Source organism: Pseudomonas sp. TH21 (assembly GCF_016651025.1).
Lineage (GTDB): Bacteria > Pseudomonadota > Gammaproteobacteria > Pseudomonadales > Pseudomonadaceae > Aquipseudomonas > Aquipseudomonas aylmerensis.
Window position 1 is genome coordinate 6,607,915 of sequence record NZ_JAEKEQ010000001.1, and the last position, 20,899, is coordinate 6,628,813.

Genomic DNA, 20,899 nt, shown 5'->3' on the forward strand with positions numbered 1-20,899 from the left:
GCGTTCCCTGGCTGAGTTATCCACAGGGTCGCATTCTAGGGGGAAAACGATGTCACGCGACGGGCACTGGCCCACAGAACCGACAAGAGGTGCTTAACCCGAGGAAAGCTCCACGTAGCTCGACTCGCCACCGCCAGCGGCACCTGACAACCAGCCCCACTCGAAGCTCAGCGTAGTGCGTCCGACAGGGTCTACAGCGACCGTCCCACGCGACCAACCGGACAGCAGCTGACCGTCCAGCGTCAGGCACTGATACAGCAACTCGATGGTATCGGGGCCTGTCACGCGTCCCACTTGCGTACCCAGCCGGATGCGACCGCCTTGGTAGGTGCCGGAGATGGCATCACCTTCGACAAGGTAATGAAACACCGTACCCGTACCCGACAGCCCTTGGGCGTTGTTGGCGACAGTGAATCGGCGGTTGTGCAGACGTGGATGGATCTGGGAGGGCGTGTGCATCGAGGTCGCATCCTTTCGCAGGGACCTGGAGACCCGGGCGGGTCTCCAGGGCATGGCGGGTTACTCCACGGTCACCGATTTCGCCAGGTTGCGCGGCTGGTCGACGTCGGTGCCCTTGAGCACGGCGACGTAGTACGACAGCAGCTGCAACGGGATGGTGTAGAGAATCGGCGACAGGGTGTCGTGGATGTGCGGCATATTGATGACGTGGGTGCCTTCACCGTTGACCATGCCGGCTTTCTCATCGGCAAACACGATCAACTGGCCACCACGGGCGCGCACTTCCTGCAGGTTGGATTTGAGCTTTTCCAACAGCTCGTTGTTCGGCGCGACGGTCACCACCGGCATGTCGTCGTCCACCAGGGCCAGTGGGCCGTGCTTCAATTCGCCGGCCGGGTAGGCTTCGGCGTGGATGTAGGAGATTTCCTTGAGCTTCAACGAGCCTTCCATCGCCACCGGGTATTGCGCGCCACGGCCGAGGAACAGGGTGTGGTTCTTGTCGGCGAACAGTTCGGCGACTTTTTCCACTGTGCTGTCCATGGCCAGGGCTTCACCCAGGCGGGTCGGCAGGCGACGCAGTTCTTCTACCAGGGTGGCTTCGACACCGGCGGCCAATGTGCCGCGAACCTGGCCCAGGGACAGGGTGAGCAGCAACAAGCCGACCAGTTGGGTGGTGAAGGCTTTGGTGGAGGCCACGCCGATTTCGCGACCAGCCTGGGTCAGCAGGGTCAGGTCGGATTCGCGCACCAGCGAGCTGATGCTGACGTTGCAGATCGCCAGGCTTGCGAGGAAGCCCAATTCCTTGGCGTTGCGCAGGGCGGCCAGGGTGTCGGCGGTTTCGCCGGACTGGGAGATGGTCACGAACAGGGTGTCAGGCTGCACCACCACCTTGCGGTAGCGGAACTCGCTGGCGACTTCGACCTGGCACGGGATGCCGGCCAGCTCTTCGAGCCAGTAACGCGCAACCATGCCGGCGTGGTAGCTGGTGCCGCAGGCGACGATCTGCACATTGCGCACTTTGGCGAACAGCTCGGCAGCTTGCGGGCCGAACGCGTTGACCAGCACCTGGTTCTGGCTCAGGCGACCTTCCAGGGTGCGCTGCACCACCGAAGGCTGCTCGTGGATTTCCTTGAGCATGAAGTGGCGGAACTCGCCCTTGTCGGCGGCTTCGGCGCCATCACGGTATTGCACGGCTTCGCGCTCGACGGGATTGCCGTCGACGTCCCAGATCGACACGCTTTCACGGCGGATGTCGGCGATATCGCCTTCTTCCAGATACATGAAGCGGTCGGTGACCTGGCGCAGGGCCAGTTGGTCGGACGCGAGGAAGTTCTCACCCAGGCCCAGGCCGATCACCAGCGGGCTACCACTGCGAGCGGCCACCACACGGTCCGGTTGGCTGGCGCTGATCACCGCCAGGCCGTAGGCGCCATGCAGTTCCTTGACCGTGGCCTTGAGGGCGGTGGTCAGGTCGCTGTGGTCCTTGAGCTTGTGGTTGAGCAGGTGGGCGATGACTTCGGTATCGGTGTCCGAGGTGAACACGTAGCCGAGGCCCTTGAGTTGTTCGCGCAGTACTTCGTGGTTTTCGATGATGCCGTTGTGCACCACGGCCAGGTCACCGGAGAAGTGCGGGTGGGCATTGCGTTCGCACGGCGCACCGTGGGTGGCCCAGCGGGTGTGGGCAATCCCCAGGCGACCGACCAGCGGCTCGCCGAGCAGGGCTTGCTCCAGCTCGGCGACCTTGCCCGGGCGGCGCATGCGCTCAAGCTTGCCGGCGTTGGTGAAGACCGCCACACCGGCGCTGTCATAGCCGCGGTATTCCAGGCGCTTGAGACCTTCAAGCAGGATGGCGGTGACGTTGCGTTCAGCGACTGCGCCTACAATTCCACACATGGTATTTCTCCTAGATGATTGCCGCGCATATCAGCGTAATGCCGCGGGCTTGGATCTGGTCGCGGGCCTCAAGCGGCAGGCGATCATCGGTAATAAGGGTATGGACGCTGCTCCAGGGCAGTTCCAGGTTGGGAATCTTGCGGCCGATCTTGTCGGATTCGACCATCACCACCACTTCACGGGCGACCTCGGCCATCACGCGGCTCAGACCCAACAGTTCGTTGAAGGTAGTGGTACCGCGTTCTAGGTCGATGCCATCGGCGCCAATGAACAACTGGTCAAAGTCGTAGGACCGCAGCACCTGCTCGGCAACCTGGCCCTGGAATGAGTCCGAATGCGGGTCCCAGGTGCCGCCGGTCATCAACAGCACCGGCTCGTGTTCCAGTTCGCTCAAGGCGCGGGCCACGTGCAGGGAGTTGGTCATCACCACCAGGCCGGGCTGGTGGCCCAGTTCGGGGATCATGGCCGCCGTCGTGCTGCCGCTGTCGATGATGATGCGGGCGTGCTCACGCAAACGCATCACGGCGGCCCGCGCGATGGCGCGCTTGTAAACCGAGATGGGTTGGGCGGCGTCGCCGACCAGTTCCTGCGGCATGGTGATCGCGCCACCGTAGCGGCGCAGCAGCAGGCCGTTGCTTTCGAGGGCAGCGAGGTCCTTGCGGATGGTCACTTCCGACGTTTCGAAACGCTTCGCCAATTCGTCCACGCTGACTTCGCCCTGTTCATTGAGCAAGGTCAGGATGTTGTGGCGTCGTTGGGGTGTATTTCGTTTCGACATGGTGATGATAAGTTTCGCTTCGAAAGATAACGAAGGCAATCAAAACCTATTGGCGAAAGATCGTCAAGCGCGGGAATGAGCTTTTTGAATACTCGGAGCAAAAATGTGGGAGCTGGCTTGCCTGCGATCGCGGCGTGTCAGGCGACATTCATGGTGAACGCCAGACCGCTATCGCAGGCAAGCCAGCTCCCACAGGAGATAGCGTTTGCCGATGAGGGTGTGGATAACTCAGGTCTTGTTGATTTTGACCGGACGTTTCCAACCGTCGATGTTGCGCTGGCGGGCGCGGGCGACGGCCAGTTGAGATTTATCCACATCCTGGTTGATGGTTGAGCCGGCTGCTGTGGTGGCGCCATCGTCGAGGGTGACCGGAGCAACCAAGGAGTTATTGGAACCGATAAACACGTCCGCCCCAATGGTGGTCTGGTGCTTGTTGGCGCCATCGTAGTTACACGTGATAGTGCCGGCGCCAATGTTGGTTCGCGCGCCTACAGTGGCGTCACCCAGGTAGGTCAAGTGGCCGACTTTAGCTTCCGCGTCCAACTTGGCATTCTTCAATTCAACGAAGTTACCCACATGGGCCTTGGCTCCCAGCACGCTACCTGGACGCAACCGCGCGAACGGGCCAGCGTCACTGCCCTCGCCCATCACGGCACCGTCGATATGGCTGTTGGCCTTAACCACCACACCTTTGCGCAGGGTGCTGTCCTTGATCACGCAGTTCGGGCCAATCACTACGTCGTCTTCGATGACCACACGGCCTTCGAGGATCACGTTGATGTCGATCAGCACGTCGCGGCCAACGGTGACCTCACCGCGTACATCGAAGCGCGCCGGGTCGCGCAAGGTCACGCCCTGGGCCATCAGGCGACGGCCTTCGCGCAGTTGATAGTGACGTTCGAGTTCGGCCAGTTGCTTGCGGTCGTTGGCGCCCTGCACTTCCATCGGGTCGTGGGGTTGCTCGGTGGCGACCAGCAGGCCATCACTCACGGCCATCTCGATCACGTCGGTGAGGTAATACTCGCCCTGGGCGTTGTTGTTGGACAGACGACTCATCCAGTCGGCGAGTTTGTTGGCTGGCACCGCAAGAATGCCGGTGTTGCCCTCGGTGATCGCGCGTTGGGCTTCGCTGGCATCCTTGTGTTCAACAATGGCTGCAACCTTGCCGTCGGCGTTGCGCACGATGCGGCCATAACCGGTAGGGTCGTCCAGCTCAACGGTCAGCAGGCCCATCTGGCCAGGCACTACGTGTTTGAGCAGGCGCTGCAAGGTTTCCACTTCGATCAGCGGCACGTCGCCATAAAGGATCAGCACGGTGTCGGCGGTAATGAACGGCACGGCTTGCGCGGTGGCGTGGCCAGTACCCAGTTGCTTGTCTTGCAGAACGAAATTCAGGTCATCGGCAGCCAGGCGCTCGCGCACCACATCGGCACCGTGGCCGATCACCACGTGAATTCGCTGGGGGTCCAACTGCCGAGCGCTGTGGATAACATGACCCAACATCGAATTGCCGGCGACCGGATGCAGCACCTTGGGCAGGGCTGAACGCATGCGGGTGCCCTGGCCTGCGGCGAGAATGACGATTTCAAGAGACATGAATGGCTACCAATCCTGAGCGGTCCTGCTTCAGACCAGAGATGTGTTTTGCTGAAAAAGAAAAAGGGTAGCCGAGGCTACCCTTTTTAATCAATCGCGCATAAGTATTACGGCGTGGCCGCTTACTTCTTGCGGATCTGCTGGAGCGTGCGCAGCTGGGCTGCAGCCTCGGCCAGACGTACAGCAGCAGCGCTGTAGTCGAAGTCCGCACCCTTTTCATTCAGGGCCTTCTCGGCAGCCTTGACGGCTTCCTGAGCGGAGGCTTCATCCAGGTCGCCAGCACGTTGCACGGTGTCGGCAAGTACCTTGACCATGTTCGGCTGAACCTCGAGGAAACCACCGGAGATGTAAAACACCTCCTTTTCCCCGCCTTGCTTGGTCAGAGTGATCGGACCTGGCTTCAAGCTGGTGATCAACGGCGCGTGGCCCATGGCAATACCCAGGTCACCGAGTTCGCCGTGTGCAATCACCATTTCTACCAGACCGGAGAAGATTTCCCCTTCCGCGCTGACGATATCGCAATGGACTGTCATAGCCATCTGATTGCCTCAACCTGATGAGCGCCCGTTTCCGGGCGCCTGGATTACAGTTTCTTGGCTTTCTCGATCGCTTCTTCGATGCCGCCGACCATGTAGAACGCTTGTTCTGGCAGGTGGTCGTAGTCACCGTTGAGGATGCCTTTGAAGCCAGCAATGGTGTCTTTCAGGGAAACGTATTTACCCGAGGCACCGGTGAAGACTTCAGCCACGAAGAACGGCTGCGACAAGAAGCGCTGGATCTTACGAGCGCGGGATACCAACTGCTTGTCGGTTTCCGACAGCTCGTCCATACCCAGGATCGCGATGATGTCCTTCAGTTCTTTGTAACGCTGCAGCACGTACTGGACGCCGCGAGCGGTGTCGTAGTGCTCCTGGCCGATCACGTTCGGATCCAGCTGGCGCGAAGTCGAGTCGAGTGGATCGACCGCTGGGTAGATACCCAGGGAAGCGATGTCACGGGACAGTACGACGGTGGCGTCCAAGTGGGCGAAGGTGGTCGCAGGCGATGGGTCGGTCAAGTCATCCGCAGGTACGTATACCGCTTGGATCGAAGTGATCGAACCTTCCTTGGTCGAAGTGATACGTTCTTGCAGAACGCCCATCTCTTCAGCCAGGGTCGGCTGGTAACCTACTGCCGAAGGCATACGGCCCAGCAGTGCGGATACTTCAGTACCGGCCAGGGTGTAACGGTAGATGTTGTCGACGAACAGCAGAACGTCGTTACCTTCGTCACGGAACTTCTCGGCCATGGTCAGGCCAGTCAGTGCTACGCGCAGACGGTTTCCCGGCGGCTCGTTCATCTGACCGTAAACCAGTGCCACTTTGTCCAGAACGTTGGAGTCCTTCATCTCGTGGTAGAAGTCGTTACCCTCACGAGTACGCTCACCCACACCGGCGAACACGGAATAACCGCTGTGCTCGATGGCGATGTTACGGATCAGTTCCATCATGTTTACGGTCTTGCCTACACCGGCACCACCGAACAGACCAACTTTACCGCCCTTGGCGAACGGGCAAACCAGGTCGATAACCTTGATGCCGGTTTCCAGCAGGTCGTTGCCGCCAGCTTGTTCGGCGAACGAAGGTGCTGGACGGTGAATGCCCCAGCGCTCTTCGGTGTCGATCGGGCCAGCTTCGTCGATCGGGTTGCCCAGTACGTCCATGATCCGGCCCAGGGTCGCTTTACCGACCGGTACGGAGATGGCAGCGCCAGTGTCGACAACGTCCAGACCGCGCTTCAAGCCTTCGGTGGAACCCATCGCAATGGTACGAACTACGCCGTCGCCCAGCTGCTGCTGAACTTCCAGAGTAGTTTCCGCGCCTTGTACTTTCAGCGCGTTGTAGATGCTCGGTACGCTGTCGCGTGGAAATTCCACGTCGATAACGGCGCCGATGATTTGAACGATACGTCCGCTACTCATAGCTGGATCCTCTGAATATTTGAACCGTTAAACCGCGGCAGCGCCGCCGACGATTTCCGAGATCTCTTGGGTGATCGCAGCCTGACGCGCCTTGTTGTAGATCAGCTGCAAATCGCTGATCAGATCACCGGCGTTATCGGTAGCGTTTTTCATCGCGATCATCCGCGCCGCTTGTTCAGCTGCGTTGTTCTCGACCACCGCCTGGTACACCTGCGACTCCACGTAGCGCACCATCAAGCCGTCAAGCAGCTCTTTGGCGTCTGGTTCGTAGAGGTAGTCCCAGTGGTGCTTGAGTTCCTGATCCGGAGTCGCCACCAGTGGAATCAATTGCTCCACGGTTGGCTGCTGGGTCATGGTGTTGATGAACTTGTTGGATACCACGGACAGGCGGTCAATCCGGCCTTCCAGGTACGCATCCAGCATCACCTTCACACTGCCGATCAAATCATTGATCGACGGCTCTTCACCCAGGTGGCTGATAGCTGCAACGACGTTACCGCCGAAGTTGCGGAAAAAGGCCGCACCCTTGCTACCAACAACACACAGATCGATCTCGACGCCGTTTTCGCGGTTTACCGCCATGTCCTTGACCAGGGCCTTGAACAGGTTGGTATTCAGACCACCGCACAAACCACGGTCACTGCTCACTACCACATAACCCACACGCTTGACTGCGCGGTCGATCATGAACGGGTGGCGGTATTCCGGGTTGGCGTTGGCCAGATGCCCAATTACCTGGCGGATACGCTCCGCATAAGGACGGCTAGCAGCCATGCGCATTTGTGCCTTGCGCATTTTGCTGACCGCCACTTTTTCCATGGCGCTGGTAATTTTTTGCGTGCTTTTGATGCTCGCAATCTTACTGCGAATCTCTTTTGCGCCTGCCATGTAACACCTATCAGGTTAGCAAGCGGGAGCCTTGCGGCTCCCGCTGCGGCTTACCAGGTTTGGGTGGCCTTGAACTTCTCGATACCGGCTTTCATGCCAGCGTCGATATCGTCATTGAAGTCACCCTTCACGTTGATCTTCGCCATCAATTCGGCGTGATCGCGGTTGAAGTAAGCAATCAGCGCTTGTTCAAAGCTGCCGACCTTGGCGATTTCAACGTCGGTCAGGAACCCACGCTCAGCGGCATACAGCGACAACGCCATGTCAGCGATCGACATCGGGGCGTATTGCTTCTGCTTCATCAGCTCGGTAACGCGCTGACCATGCTCAAGTTGCTTACGGGTCGCTTCGTCCAGGTCAGAAGCGAACTGGGCGAATGCCGCCAGTTCACGGTACTGAGCCAGAGCGGTACGGATACCACCGGAGAGCTTCTTGATGATCTTGGTCTGAGCGGCACCACCCACACGGGATACCGAAACACCGGCGTTCACTGCAGGGCGGATGCCCGAGTTGAACATGGCCGATTCCAGGAAGATCTGACCGTCGGTGATGGAAATCACGTTGGTCGGAACGAACGCGGAAACGTCGCCAGCCTGGGTTTCGATGATCGGCAGTGCGGTCAGGGAACCGGTTTTGCCGGTCACTGCGCCGTTGGTGAACTTCTCTACGTACTCTTCGGAAACGCGGGATGCGCGCTCCAGCAGACGGGAGTGGAGATAGAACACGTCGCCTGGGTAGGCTTCACGGCCTGGTGGACGGCGCAGCAGCAGGGAAATCTGGCGGTAAGCCACTGCTTGCTTGGACAGATCGTCATAAACGATCAGCGCGTCTTCACCGCGGTCGCGGAAGAATTCACCCATGGTGCAACCGGAGTACGGTGCCAGGAATTGCAGCGCAGGAGATTCCGAAGCACTGGCAGCCACGATGATCGTGTTGGCCAGGGCGCCGTTTTCTTCCAGCTTGCGAACCACGTTGGCGATGGTCGATTGCTTCTGACCGATAGCTACGTAGACGCAGAAAATGCCGCTGTTCTTCTGGTTGATGATCGCGTCGATCGCCAGAGCGGTTTTACCGATCTGACGGTCACCGATGATCAGCTCACGCTGGCCACGGCCGACAGGGATCATGGCATCGACAGCCTTGTAGCCAGTCTGTACAGGCTGGTCTACCGACTTACGCCAGATCACGCCTGGAGCAACTTTCTCGACCGCGTCGGTCTCGGTGTTGCCCAGTGGACCTTTGCCGTCAACAGGGTTACCCAGTGCGTCGACTACGCGGCCCAGCAGTTCCTTACCAACCGGAACCTCCAGGATGCGGCCGGTGCACTTGGCGCTCATGCCTTCAGCCAGACTGGTGTACGCGCCCAATACAACGGCACCTACGGAGTCTTGCTCCAGGTTAAGGGCCATACCGTAGACGCCGCCCGGAAACTCGATCATCTCGCCGTACATAACGTCGGCCAGACCGTGAATCCGCACGATGCCGTCAGATACGCTGACGACAGTGCCTTCGTTACGGGCTTGGGAGGTCACATCGAGCTTGTCGATGCGGCCCTTGATAATTTCACTTATTTCGGAAGGATTGAGTTGCTGCATTGCTCTGCTGCCCCTTCAAACTCAAGATTTCAATGCTTCGGCAAGTTTCGCGATTTTGCCGCGAATCGAGCCATCGATAACCAGGTCGCCGGCACGGATAACAACACCACCAATCAGGGATGCGTCCTCCGAAGCTTGCAGGCGCACTTCCCGATTGAGTCGTGCACTGAGAACCTTGGCGAGTTTGTCTTGCTGTTCTTGGTTCAATGCAAAAGCACTGGTCACTTCAACGTCTACCGATTTCTCTGCTTCGGCCTTGTACAGGTCGAACAGAGCGGCGATCTCCGGCAGTAGCGGGAGACGGTCGTTTTCGGCAACGACATGGATGAAGTTCTGCACTTTCACATCAAACTTGTCGCCGCACACTTCAATAAAAGTGGCGGCCTTGTCTGCGCTCGTCAGGCGCGGGGCCTTGAGCACGCGCTGCATGGTGTCGTCTTGCGACACTGCTGCAGCCAGGCCGAGCATGGCTGACCAAGAGGCCAGCTGCTGGTGGGCCTGGGCGTGCTCGAAGGCTGCCTTAGCGTAAGGTCGGGCCAACGTGGTCAGTTCTGCCATGATCGCCCTCGCTTAAATTTCAGCAGCCAGTTTGTTAACCAGCTCCGCGTGCGCGTTTTGATCGATTGTGGCACCGAGGATCTTCTCAGCACCGCCGACCGCCAGAGCACCCAGTTGGGCACGCAGCGCGTCTTTGACGCCGTTCAGTTCCTGTTCGATCTCGGCATGAGCCGAAGCCTTCACACGGTCAGCTTCGACGCGGGCTTTTTCAACAGCCTCTTCGACGATCTGGTTACCGCGTTTCTTGGCTTGCTCAATGATTTCAGCTGCCTGTGCTTTAGCATCGCGCAGTTGATGACCCACTTTCTCTTGGGCCAACTCCAGGTCGCGAGCTGCACGGCTGGCAGCGTCCAAACCATCCGCGATCTTCTTCTGACGTTCGTGCAAAGCCGCGATGACCGGAGGCCACACGAACTTCATGCAAAACACTACAAAAATGAAGAACGCAACGGATTGGCCAATCAGGGTTGCATTAATGTTCACGCCAACACCTCGCTCATTCGTTGTCCATCACCCCAATCACTCGAAAAGTCGAGTGATTAGCCAGCGAGTTGACCAACGAAGGGGTTCGCGAAGGTGAAGAACAGTGCGATACCAACGCCGATCATGGTCACGGCGTCGAGCAGGCCGGCGACGATGAACATTTTAACTTGCAGCATTGGAACCATTTCTGGCTGACGCGCTGCGCCTTCCAGGAATTTGCCGCCCAGCAGGCCGAAACCAATGGCAGTACCCAGGGCGCCCAGGCCGATCAACAGTGCAACAGCGATAGCGGTTAGACCAACTACAGTTTCCATCTTTCCTCCCGACTTTTACGTCGTATGGTTTAGGTTTTTTAGATTTTAAAGCGGTAAAACAAATCGTTTCATAGGCCGTTAGAGCCCACCTTCCCGGGTGACCGGGAAGGACATCAGACTAGTCGAGACTGGTCTTAATGGTTCTCTTCGTGCGCCATCGACAGGTAGACGATGGTCAGCATCATGAAGATGAAGGCCTGCAGGGTGATGATCAGGATGTGGAACACAGCCCACGCCCACTGCAGAACCACGCCCAGGCCGCTGAGCCAGAGCAGACCGCTGCCGAACATCACAGCGATCAGAATGAACACCAGTTCGCCGGCATACATGTTGCCGAACAGTCGCAGGGCCAGGGAAATCGGCTTGGCGACCAGGGTCACGAACTCCAGCAGGAAGTTCACCGGGATCAGCAGGGCTTGAACGAAGATGTTCTTGCTGCCGAACGGGTGCAGGGTCAGTTCGCCGATGAAGCCGCCGATGCCCTTGACCTTGATGCTGTAGAAAATGATCAACGCGAACACCGACAGGGCCATGCCCAGGGTGGCGTTAGGGTCCGTGGTGGAAACCGCACGGAATGGAATGTGATGATCGCCCGAGATCAGGATGGCCAGCTGAGGAATCCAGTCGACCGGGATCAGGTCGACGGCGTTCATCAGGAACACCCAGACGAAGATGGTCAGTGCCAGCGGTGCAATCACCGGGCTACGGCCATGGAAGCTGTCTTTCACGCTGCCATCGACGAATTCGACCAATACTTCAACGAAGTTCTGCAGGGCACCTGGTTGACCGGAAGTCGCCTTCTTTGCCGCCATGCGGAAAATCAGGACGAAAATCAGGCCCAGTGCGACCGACCAGCCCAGAGTATCCAGGTGGAAAGCCCAGAAGCCCATTTCTTTGGCTTCTGCTGCGGTGTGGGCGAAGCCCCAGCCGCCGTTGGGAAGCTGACCGAAGGTCAGGTTCTGCAAGTGGTGCTGGATATAGCCCGAAGCGGTTGTTTCTGCCATGGTTGCCTCAAACGCCCTAAGGTTTCGAAAGTCTTGTTTTCATTAGCAGGGGAGCGAACCAGCTGACCAGTTGGGTCAACACGAAGACGCCGAATACAGCCAGCGGCGCCAATGGCTTCACACCTGCAAAGGTCAGTGCAAACAGCACTGCCGTCAAAATCAGTTTCCCTGCTTCGCCGGCATAAAAGGACCGGACGATAGCCTGGGCTGCTCGGGCGCCGGAAAACCGAAAGGCCCTGTGAGCAAAATACATATTGGGCAGCAAGGCTATCAGGCCTCCGCAAAGTCCTGAATACCCGGCTACGACTCCATGCCAATACCAAAGCGCCAATGCGGCGATCAGCAAAATGACTAACTGAGCCAATAAAACCGGGAAAACGGCCAAGCGATGGAACGGCAACGTGTTTGGCGTGCGGGTTTCCATCACTCTTGCTCCTCAATGGTCGGCTGCCGGAAATCAATAACTTGGCATAATTTGTGCCGACAAAATGCGCGCAGAGTATAGGGGCGGTTCTGCCCCTATTCAACTGCCGGGTAGTGATTTCCGATCACGCGCTACATAAGCAAATGTTTCAGCGGATGTGGGCAAGGACGCCCTGAAGCTCATCGAGAGAGTTATATCCGATGACCAATTGGCCTTTGCCTTTCTTGCCGTGGCGAATTTGCACCGCAGAGCCCAGGCGCTCGGCCAGGCGCTGCTCCAGACGTGCAATATCCGGATCAGGTTTGGCCGTTTCGACCGGTGCAGGTTTACCACTGAGCCATTGGCGAACCAGGGCCTCTGTCTGACGAACGGTGAGCCCTCGTGCGACAACGTGTCGCGCCCCCTCAACCTGTTGATTTTCCGGCAATCCGAGCAAAGCACGGGCATGGCCCATCTCCAGGTCACCGTGGGACAGCATGGTCTTGATGACTTCCGGCAACGCGATCAGGCGCAGCAGGTTGGACACGGTGACCCGGGATTTACCCACAGCCTCGGCCACTTGTTGCTGGGTCAGCTGGAATTCCTGCTGCAAACGCTGCAACGCGATCGCTTCTTCGATCGGGTTGAGGTCTTCACGCTGGATATTCTCGATCAACGCCATGGCGATGGCCGTTTCATCCGGCACATCACGCACCATCGCCGGGATGGTGTCCTTGCCAGCCTGCTGGCTGGCACGCCAGCGGCGTTCACCGGCGATGATTTCGAAGCGTCCGCCACCGATCGGGCGTACCACGATCGGCTGCATCACGCCCTGGGCCTTGATCGAATTGGCCAGTTCTTCCAGCGCCTGGGGGTCCATGTCCCGGCGTGGCTGGTATTTGCCGCGCTGGATCAGGTCCAGGGGCAGGTGTTGCAGCTCGCGCTCGTCGGCCTGCACCGCTTGTTCTTCAAGCGATGTGACGGTCGGACCACTCAACAGTGCATCCAGTCCACGTCCGAGACCTCGTTTCTTGACGGCCATGGGGATTCCTTAAGTTGGCTGGGCTGCAGCGGTGCGTGAGTTGCGGCGCTGGCGACGAACCATTTCGCCGGCCAGTGCCAGGTAGGCAATGGCACCCCGCGATTGTTTGTCGTACGCCAGGGCCGGCATGCCGTAGCTCGGGGCTTCGGCCAGACGGATGTTGCGCGGGATCACCGTGTCGTACAGCTGATCGCCAAAGTGTTCCTTGAGCTGCGCTGACACATCGTTCATCAGGCTCAGGCGCGGATCGAACATGGTCCGCAGCAGGCCTTCGATCTGCAGATTCGGGTTGAGCAACTCGGCGATGCGCTTGATGTTATCCACAAGGTCGCTCAAACCTTCCAGCGCGTAGTACTCGCACTGCATGGGGATAATCACCCCATCGGCGGCGACCAGCGCGTTCAGTGTCAGCATCGACAGTGACGGCGGGCAGTCGATCAAAATGTAGTCGTAATTCTCGCGGATCGGCGCCAAGGCGCTGCGCAGACGGCTTTCTTTCATCTGCATTTCCAGCAGCACCACTTCCGCCGCGGTCAAATCGCGGTTGGCCGGCAGCAGTTGATAACCGCCGTGTTCGGAATAGTGCATGGCCTGGGCCAGGTCGCACTCGCCAATGAGCAAGTCGTAGACCGAGTTTTCCAGGCCGTGTTTATCCACACCGCTACCCATGGTGGCGTTGCCCTGTGGATCGAGATCGATCAACAGCACCCGACGCTTGGTGGCGACCAGGGATGCTGCGAGGTTGATGCAGGTGGTGGTTTTACCCACGCCACCTTTCTGGTTCGCTATCGCGAATACCTTAGCCATTCTTGCTTGTGTTCCCAATCATGCCGTGCGGCGCAGTATCAGCAGATGGCGTTGGCCTTGGCAACCGGGTACGGCCAAGGCGTGTTCGCTATCGAGGTGGAAGTCTGCCGGCAATGCTAACAGCTCGTCGCTTGGATGAACGCCCTTCATTGCCAGCCAGCGGGTATCGCGGTCGCCCAGGTGGCGAGTCCAGTTGCTGAAGTTCTCCATGCTGCTGAACGCCCGGGAAACAATTCCGTTGAAAGGCTGTTCAGGCGTGAAGGCTTCGACCCGGCTGTGGATAACTTGCAGGTTATCCAGCTTGAGTTCGAGTTTGACCTGGGTCAGGAAGCGGGTTTTCTTGCCGTTGCTGTCCAGGCACGTCACTTGCGCGTCCGGAAACAGGATGGCCAGCGGAATACCGGGCATGCCGCCGCCACTGCCTACGTCGAGCCAGCGACCGTTTTCGATAAACGGCATCACGCTCAAGCTGTCGAGCAAATGACGCGAGACCATTTCATCGGGGTCGCGCACCGCGGTCAGGTTGTAAGCCTTGTTCCATTTGATCAACAGGGCCAGATAACCCAGCAGCAAAGTGTGCTGGGCTTCGGTCAGGTCCACGCCCAACTGGCGTGCACCTGTGGATAACTCTTCGGCGTGTTGCGAGGTGACCAACGAACTCAAGCGCTTTGCTCCAACTGACGGCCCGCGCCGCGTTTTTTCAAATGAATCATCAACAGCGAAATGGCCGCCGGGGTGACGCCAGGAATACGTGAAGCCTGGCCGAGGGTCTCAGGTCGAGTTATCCCCAGCTTGCTCTGGATTTCTTTCGACAGCCCGGAAATCCCGGTGTAGTCGATATCCACAGGCAGCTTGGTGTCTTCACTGGCGCGCAGGCGAGCAATCTCGTCCTGTTGGCGATCAATGTAACCGGCGTACTTGGTCTTGATCTCGACCTGTTCGGCGACCTGTGGATCTTCTGCGCCCTGGCCGGTCACTTCGACCAGACCAGCGTAGTCGATTTCCGGACGGGACAGCAGGTTCAGCAGGTTGTATTCGTGGGTCAGCGGCGTGCCGAATTTTTCCGCGATCGCGTCGCCCTGCTCGGTGCCCGGGCGAACCCAGGTACTTTTCAGGCGCTGCTCTTCGAGCGCGATGCTTTCGCGTTTTTTGCAGAAGGCCGCCCAGCGCGCGTCATCGACCAAGCCCAACTCGCGACCTTTTTCGGTCAGGCGCAGGTCGGCGTTGTCTTCGCGCAGGATCAGGCGATATTCCGCCCGGGAGGTAAACATCCGGTACGGTTCCTGGGTACCCAGGGTAATCAGGTCATCAACCAGTACGCCGATATACGCTTCATCGCGACGCGGGCACCAGCTGTCCTTGCCCTGCGCGCGCAATGCCGCGTTGGTTCCGGCCAGCAAACCCTGGGCGCCGGCTTCTTCGTAACCGGTGGTGCCGTTGATTTGGCCAGCAAAGAACAGACCGCCGATCACCTTGGTTTCCAGGCTGTACTTCAGGTCACGCGGGTCGAAATAGTCGTACTCGATGGCGTAGCCCGGACGCACGATGTGAGCGTTTTCCATACCACGGATCGATTGCACGATCTGGATTTGCACGTCGAACGGCAGCGAAGTGGAAATCCCGTTCGGGTACAGCTCGTGAGTGGTCAGGCCTTCCGGTTCGATGAAGACCTGGTGGCTTTCCTTGTCGGCAAAGCGGTGGATCTTGTCTTCGATCGACGGGCAATAGCGTGGGCCAATGCCCTCGATCACCCCGGAATACATCGGCGAGCGGTCGAGGTTGGCCGCGATGATTTCATGGGTGCGCGCATTGGTATGGGTAATCCAGCAGCTCACCTGTTTCGGGTGCTGCTCTTTGGAGCCCATGAACGACATCACCGGAATCGGCGTATCGCCGGCTTGTTCGGTCATCACCGAGAAATCCACAGAACGCCCGTCAATACGCGGCGGGGTCCCGGTTTTCAGGCGCCCGACGCGCAGTGGCAGTTCACGCAGGCGATGCGCCAGGGCAATCGACGGCGGATCACCGGCGCGACCGCCCGAATAATTCTGCATACCGATGTGGATAAGTCCGCCGAGGAACGTGCCGGTGGTCAGCACCACGGATTCTGCGAAGAACCGCAGGCCCATTTGCGTGACAACACCGCGGACCTGGTCCTGTTCGACGATCAGGTCATCGGCAGCTTGTTGAAATATCCACAGGTTCGGCTGGTTTTCCAGGGTTTCGCGTACCGCCGCCTTGTACAGGATGCGGTCGGCTTGTGCCCGAGTGGCACGCACTGCCGGGCCTTTGCGGCTGTTGAGCACGCGAAATTGAATACCACCCTTGTCGGTTGCTTCAGCCATGACGCCACCAAGGGCATCGATTTCCTTGACCAGATGGCTTTTGCCGATCCCACCAATAGCGGGGTTGCAACTCATTGCACCGAGGGTTTCCACGTTATGCGTGAGCAACAGGGTTTTTACGCCCATGCGTGCTGACGCCAGTGCTGCCTCGGTACCGGCATGACCGCCGCCGATGACGATCACTTCAAAACGGGAAGGGAAATCCACCACGCACCTCGTGCCTGCTTATGTAGGTAATTAGGAATTGATTGGTTGAGCTGGTTTTAGAGCTTTGGCGGCAAGTATAGGGACTTAGCCCTTCCTAAAGAACCCTTTGCACAAAATTTAACCAGCTGTGGATGAATCACAGACAATAGAAATTAAAAGAGAGAAATTTATTAAATCTTTGTTTTTATGTTTATTTCTACTGAGCACGGTTTCTGTGGATAGATCTCTACAGGCCTTTATTTACGTTGTGTACAGCGTTTCAAAAGTCTGTGGTCATGTGCCAAGGAGGCCCTTGGATAAGTGCTGTAAGCCTGTGGATTAAACAGGTGGTTATCCACAGAGGGGTTTTTGCTCAGGTTTCAAGCCCTGTTATCAACTGGGCACAGGGGCGGTTATTCACAGGGCTTAATCCACAGAAATTGCTGGATCCGAGTGAATAGCGCCCACGACGAAGCCACCAGAATCCTCCGACTGCGGCAAAAACAGAGCTATTGTGAGAAAACCACGGCGCAGTTAATAATAGCGATTATCATTAACCTCGCTTGTCATGCCCTATGTCCCCTTCTTCACACACCGTTGCCGTCCAGCACATCTATGAGCAACATCACTCGTGGCTGCACGGATGGCTCAAAGGTAAATTGCATAACGCCTGCGATGCCGCTGATGTTGCGCACGATACGTTCGTGCGCATTCTGGGAGGGCGACATGCGGGGCAGATCCTCGAACCGCGCGACTACTTGGCGACCATTGCCAGGGGGTTGGTGATTGATCGTTACCGCCGCCATGCCATCGAACAGGCTTATAAACAGACCCTGGCCGAACGTCCCGAAGCCACCGCCATCAGTGAAGAAGACAAGGCGATCATCATCGAGACCCTGGTGGCTGTGGATAAAGCGCTGGCTGGCCTGGGTGAACGGGCACGGCGGATCTTCATGCTCTCGCAGATCGACGGGCTGACTTATCAACAGATTGCCGACCAGTTGCAGGTCTCGTTGACCACGGTGAAGAAACACATGATCCGCGCCCTGACCGAATGCTCGCTGATCATGGCCAGTCTTTGATGGCTACGCCCGATCGCAAGACCTTCGAGGCGGCCGCCAGTTGGTTTGTGCAATTTCAATCCCAGCCGCCGACCGCCGCCGAGCGTCATGCCTGGCAGCAATGGCTCAATGGTGATCCGTCCCACTTGGCGGCGTGGAATCAGATGGAGCAGTTGCAGCGCAGCCTCGGCGCCCTGCCCCAGGACCTCACGCGCCGCGCATTGTCGACCACGCAACAACGCCGCCAGGTGCTCAAGTGGATGCTGGTACTCGGTGGAACCGGCTACCTGGGCTGGAATGTCCAGCAACATACTTCCCTGGGCAATGTCTGGGCTGACTACCGCACACCGGTGGGCACGCGACGGCGCATCGAGCTGGCGGATGGCACGCGGATAGACCTGAATACCAACACCGCGATTGATGTGCTATTCGACGATCGCCAGCGTTTGATCCGCCTGCGCGAAGGTGAAGTGCTTATCCACACCGGCAAGTCCGGCGGGCAGACGCCCTTTTATGTGGACACGCGCCAGGGCCGGATTCAGGCATTGGGAACCCGGTTTACCGTGCGCCAATTGCCGGACGCCACGCGCGTTGGTGTGCTGGAAGATCGAGTCAGTGTGGCGCCGGGTGACCAACCCGATCATGTCCGACTGCTCGGAGCAGGTGAAAGCGTCGACTTCGACCGACAGCACGTGGGGCTCAACCAGCCTTATGGCCGCACCCAGGCAGCCTGGGTCGACGGACAACTGATCGTGCTGGATGCACGGCTTGGGGATGTGATCGACGACCTCGCCCGCTATCGGCCGGGCATGCTGCAGTGCGATTCGGCCTCGGCACGCCTGCGTGTTTCCGGGACGTTTCGCCTGGACGCCACCGACGCGGTATTGGCCAACCTGCAAGCAACCCTGCCGATCCAGGTGAAATACTTCACCCGTTATTGGGTATCGGTGAAGCGCATCGGTTGAGGAAAAAATTATCCACAAGGGGGTTATCTTTTTTTTACCTGGCGCGGCCCTACAGGTAATCACGACGCTACCTTCAGGGCTTATCCACCTATGCGCCTTCCTACCAAGATCCGCCAACGACTCTCCTACCACGGCATGAGCTGCGGTTTGCTGCTCACGTCTGCCGCCGCCACCAGCATGTTGCTCTGCACGGGCGCGATGGCTGCCAGCGCGGTGCAGCACTACACCATTGGGGCTGGCCCGCTGGACGGCGCCTTGAGCCAGTTTGCCGCCCGGGCCAATGTGATTCTGTCCTTTTCGCCCCAGCAAACCGCGCAATTGAACACCCCAGGGCTGGAGGGGGACTATTCGGTGGATCAGGGCTTCGCACTGCTCCTGCAAAACTCGCGACTGCAGGCTGTCGCCCAGGCCCCCGGCAGCTATGTCCTGCAGGCGGCTCCCGAAGGTCAACTGACCCTCGCCCCAACAACCGTGAGTACTTATCAACAGGCGGGGTTCAATCAGGACATCGCCGCGGATGTTGGCTACAAGGCGCAAAACAGCCGCATCGGTACCAAGACCAGCACGCCGCTGTCGGAAACACCGCGCTCGGTCTCGGTGGTCACCGGCCAGCGCATCAAGGACCAGAAATCCCAGAGCCTGACTGAAGTATTGGGCTATGTACCCGGCATCTTCGCTCCACCCTTTGCGGCCGGCGACAGCCTGGCGGGCGACCTGTTCTTCATTCGCGGTTTCAACGCCACGGATTATGGCTACGGCCTGCTACGTGATGGCTTACGCGTACAAGGCAATCGGTACGACACCACCAGCGAGCCTTATGGCCTGGAGCGGGTCGAGATTTTCCGTGGTCCGTCTTCCCTGCTCTACGGTGAAAACGCCCCAGGTGGCTTGGTCAACCTGGTCAGCAAACACCCGACTTCTACCCCGCAAGGCGAGGTGCAGTTGGGGTATGGCACGAACAACCGTCGCCAGGTGGGTGTGGATATCTCCGGTCCGCTCAATGACAACGAGAATATCCTTGGCCGCGTGGTGATGCTGGGTCGCAAGTCCGACACCCAGACCGATCACGTCCCGGATGATCGGCTCTATATCGCGCCCTCCCTGACCTTGAATTTCGACGACTACAACACCCTCACCCTGCTGGCCAACTATCAGAAAGACCACACCAACCTGGAACTCGGCCTACCGGCTGCCGGCACGTTGCTTAAAAACCCCAACGGTAAGCTGTCCAAGCACACCATGCTCGGTGATCCGGACTGGAACACCTTCGAACGCGAAGCCTGGAGCACCGGCTACGAATTCAGCCACACCCTCAACGACGACTGGCAGTTCCGCCAGAACTCGCGCTATATGCAGTCACGCATCAACCGGCATGAAACCTGGCCAAGCGCGCTGAATAATCGTGGTTTCGGTACCCAACTGAACATGACCGCCTACGACCGCTACAACAAGTCGATGGTCTACTCCCTGGATAATCAGCTTGAAGGCAAATTCCAGCTGGGCGAACTGGAAAATACCCTGTTGTTCGGCGCCAGCTACGACCGCACCTCATTCAACCAGGACTGGGACGCTGGCTTCGCCGGCACCATCAATGTGTATAACCCGGTATACCTGCGCGACCCGCTTACGCCGGTCGCGGTGCAAAACACCTTGCTCGAACAGCAGATGAAAGGGGTTTATGCACAGATCCAGAGCAAGTATGACCACTGGCTGTTTCTGCTGGGAGGCCGCCAGGACTGGGTCGACAGTGACTTCCGTGACAAAGTGAACAAGGCCAGCAATACCGACTCGCAGGATCGCAAGTTCACCTATCAGGGCGGGGTGATGTATCAGTTCGACAACGGCCTGACGCCGTATGTCAGCTACTCCACCGCGTTTGTACCGGTGCAGCAGATTTCCAATGCCGGCTCCCCCTTGAAGCCGATCACCAGCAGCCAGTACGAAGTGGGTGTGAAATACGAGCCGATCGGCTGGGACACCGCGATGACATTATCGGTGTATGACCTGCGCAAGCAGGACGACACCTACCTCGATGCCACCACCAACAGTTATCGCCAGGTTGGCGAGAGCCGAGCCAAGGGCGTGGAGGTGGAGGTCAACAGCAACATTACGCCCAACCTGAACCTCACTGCGGCCTACACCTACACGGACGCACGTATTACCAAGGACTCGGCCACGTCGCTGGTCGAAGGACACCAGATGAGCGGAGTTCCACGCAACCAGGCGTCGCTGTGGAGCAAGTACCGGTTCCTCGACGGCCAGTTGAAAGGCGTGTCCCTGGGCGGCGGTGTGCGTTATTTCGACAGCACCTTTTCCTACACGGGGCCATCGCTGTACGGAAAACTCGACGCGGGAAGTGTCACCTTGGTGGATGCGTCAGTGGGTTATCAGATAGACAAACACTGGTCTGTGGATCTGAACGCGAAGAACCTGTTCGACAAGGAATATGTGTCCGGCTGTAACGATGCGGGCCGCTGCTATTGGGGCGACAGCCGTACACTGCTTGGGACAGTTTCGTATAACTGGTGATGGATGAGGCCTGAAGCATCTGGACGTCTTCAG

The 20,899-nt window shown here is 58.5% G+C and carries 20 protein-coding genes; 3 read left to right on the forward strand and 17 right to left on the reverse strand.

Translation table 11 applies throughout. From position 1 onward, the window contains the following. Positions 1 to 93: 93 nt before the first annotated feature. From JFU04_RS29450 to mnmG, 17 genes are all read right to left on the reverse strand, one after another. Positions 94 to 459 carry a hypothetical protein gene (locus JFU04_RS29450; RefSeq protein ID WP_065902669.1) on the reverse strand — a complete coding sequence of 122 codons (366 nt, stop codon included), beginning with the start codon at positions 457 to 459 and terminating at the stop codon, positions 94 to 96. 60 nt (positions 460 to 519) lie between these two features. Continuing rightward, positions 520 to 2,352: a glutamine--fructose-6-phosphate transaminase (isomerizing) gene (gene glmS / locus JFU04_RS29455; protein WP_065902670.1), complete on the reverse strand. Its 1,833-nt coding sequence runs from the start codon at positions 2,350 to 2,352 to the stop codon at positions 520 to 522. A 10-nt stretch (positions 2,353 to 2,362) separates the two neighbouring features. Continuing rightward, positions 2,363 to 3,130, reverse strand: coding sequence for a DeoR/GlpR family DNA-binding transcription regulator (locus JFU04_RS29460; protein ID WP_028618576.1), 768 nt, complete (start codon positions 3,128 to 3,130; stop codon positions 2,363 to 2,365). Between the two features lie 228 nt (positions 3,131 to 3,358). Then, a complete protein-coding gene (glmU, locus tag JFU04_RS29465; protein ID WP_201146211.1) occupies positions 3,359 to 4,726 on the reverse strand; it encodes a bifunctional UDP-N-acetylglucosamine diphosphorylase/glucosamine-1-phosphate N-acetyltransferase GlmU in 1,368 nt (455 codons plus the stop codon). 122 nt (positions 4,727 to 4,848) lie between these two features. Beyond that, entirely contained in the window at positions 4,849 to 5,265 is a 417-nt protein-coding gene (locus JFU04_RS29470; RefSeq protein ID WP_003177061.1) for a F0F1 ATP synthase subunit epsilon, read from the reverse strand. A 44-nt stretch (positions 5,266 to 5,309) separates the two neighbouring features. Further along, a complete protein-coding gene (gene atpD, locus JFU04_RS29475; protein ID WP_015886645.1) occupies positions 5,310 to 6,686 on the reverse strand; it encodes a F0F1 ATP synthase subunit beta in 1,377 nt (458 codons plus the stop codon). Between the two features lie 27 nt (positions 6,687 to 6,713). Beyond that, positions 6,714 to 7,574, reverse strand: coding sequence for a F0F1 ATP synthase subunit gamma (gene atpG, locus JFU04_RS29480; protein ID WP_003233565.1), 861 nt, complete (start codon positions 7,572 to 7,574; stop codon positions 6,714 to 6,716). A gap of 50 nt (positions 7,575 to 7,624) precedes the next feature. Next, positions 7,625 to 9,169: a F0F1 ATP synthase subunit alpha gene (gene atpA, locus JFU04_RS29485; RefSeq protein WP_003177064.1), complete on the reverse strand. Its 1,545-nt coding sequence runs from the start codon at positions 9,167 to 9,169 to the stop codon at positions 7,625 to 7,627. Between the two features lie 21 nt (positions 9,170 to 9,190). Continuing rightward, positions 9,191 to 9,727 (reverse strand): F0F1 ATP synthase subunit delta, encoded by a 537-nt coding sequence (locus JFU04_RS29490; protein WP_015886646.1) that lies wholly within the window; start codon positions 9,725 to 9,727, stop codon positions 9,191 to 9,193. A gap of 12 nt (positions 9,728 to 9,739) precedes the next feature. Then, complete coding sequence (locus tag JFU04_RS29495) at positions 9,740 to 10,210, reverse strand: F0F1 ATP synthase subunit B (protein ID WP_015886647.1); 471 nt, start codon at positions 10,208 to 10,210, stop codon at positions 9,740 to 9,742. 56 nt (positions 10,211 to 10,266) lie between these two features. Then, complete coding sequence (gene atpE / locus JFU04_RS29500) at positions 10,267 to 10,524, reverse strand: F0F1 ATP synthase subunit C (protein ID WP_002555987.1); 258 nt, start codon at positions 10,522 to 10,524, stop codon at positions 10,267 to 10,269. Between the two features lie 134 nt (positions 10,525 to 10,658). Next, the gene (gene atpB, locus JFU04_RS29505) at positions 10,659 to 11,528 is read right to left on the reverse strand and encodes a F0F1 ATP synthase subunit A (protein WP_034101609.1); all 870 of its coding nucleotides are present in this window, start codon (positions 11,526 to 11,528) and stop codon (positions 10,659 to 10,661) included. A gap of 16 nt (positions 11,529 to 11,544) precedes the next feature. Further along, the gene (locus JFU04_RS29510) at positions 11,545 to 11,952 is read right to left on the reverse strand and encodes a F0F1 ATP synthase subunit I (RefSeq protein ID WP_043048220.1); all 408 of its coding nucleotides are present in this window, start codon (positions 11,950 to 11,952) and stop codon (positions 11,545 to 11,547) included. Between the two features lie 148 nt (positions 11,953 to 12,100). Then, positions 12,101 to 12,973 (reverse strand): ParB/RepB/Spo0J family partition protein, encoded by an 873-nt coding sequence (locus JFU04_RS29515; RefSeq protein WP_015886650.1) that lies wholly within the window; start codon positions 12,971 to 12,973, stop codon positions 12,101 to 12,103. A gap of 9 nt (positions 12,974 to 12,982) precedes the next feature. Then, a complete protein-coding gene (locus JFU04_RS29520) occupies positions 12,983 to 13,780 on the reverse strand; it encodes a ParA family protein (protein ID WP_010207696.1) in 798 nt (265 codons plus the stop codon). An 18-nt stretch (positions 13,781 to 13,798) separates the two neighbouring features. Continuing rightward, a complete protein-coding gene (gene rsmG, locus JFU04_RS29525) occupies positions 13,799 to 14,443 on the reverse strand; it encodes a 16S rRNA (guanine(527)-N(7))-methyltransferase RsmG (RefSeq protein ID WP_065902677.1) in 645 nt (214 codons plus the stop codon). Beyond that, positions 14,440 to 16,332 (reverse strand): tRNA uridine-5-carboxymethylaminomethyl(34) synthesis enzyme MnmG, encoded by a 1,893-nt coding sequence (gene mnmG / locus JFU04_RS29530; RefSeq protein ID WP_065902900.1) that lies wholly within the window; start codon positions 16,330 to 16,332, stop codon positions 14,440 to 14,442. The genes rsmG and mnmG overlap by 4 nt, the downstream gene beginning before the upstream one ends. Positions 16,333 to 16,886: 554 nt before the next feature. Here mnmG and JFU04_RS29535 point away from each other — a divergent pair. The 3 genes from JFU04_RS29535 to JFU04_RS29545 all read left to right on the forward strand — a co-directional run bounded on the left by JFU04_RS29535 (position 16,887) and on the right by JFU04_RS29545 (position 20,866). After that, a complete protein-coding gene (locus tag JFU04_RS29535; protein WP_065902682.1) occupies positions 16,887 to 17,393 on the forward strand; it encodes a sigma-70 family RNA polymerase sigma factor in 507 nt (168 codons plus the stop codon). Then, positions 17,393 to 18,337, forward strand: a complete 945-nt coding sequence (locus JFU04_RS29540) for a FecR domain-containing protein (RefSeq protein ID WP_201146213.1) — start codon at positions 17,393 to 17,395, stop codon at positions 18,335 to 18,337. Before JFU04_RS29535 ends, JFU04_RS29540 begins: the two co-directional genes overlap by 1 nt. A gap of 90 nt (positions 18,338 to 18,427) precedes the next feature. Further along, positions 18,428 to 20,866, forward strand: coding sequence for a TonB-dependent siderophore receptor (locus tag JFU04_RS29545; RefSeq protein WP_201146215.1), 2,439 nt, complete (start codon positions 18,428 to 18,430; stop codon positions 20,864 to 20,866). Positions 20,867 to 20,899: the final 33 nt, after the last annotated feature.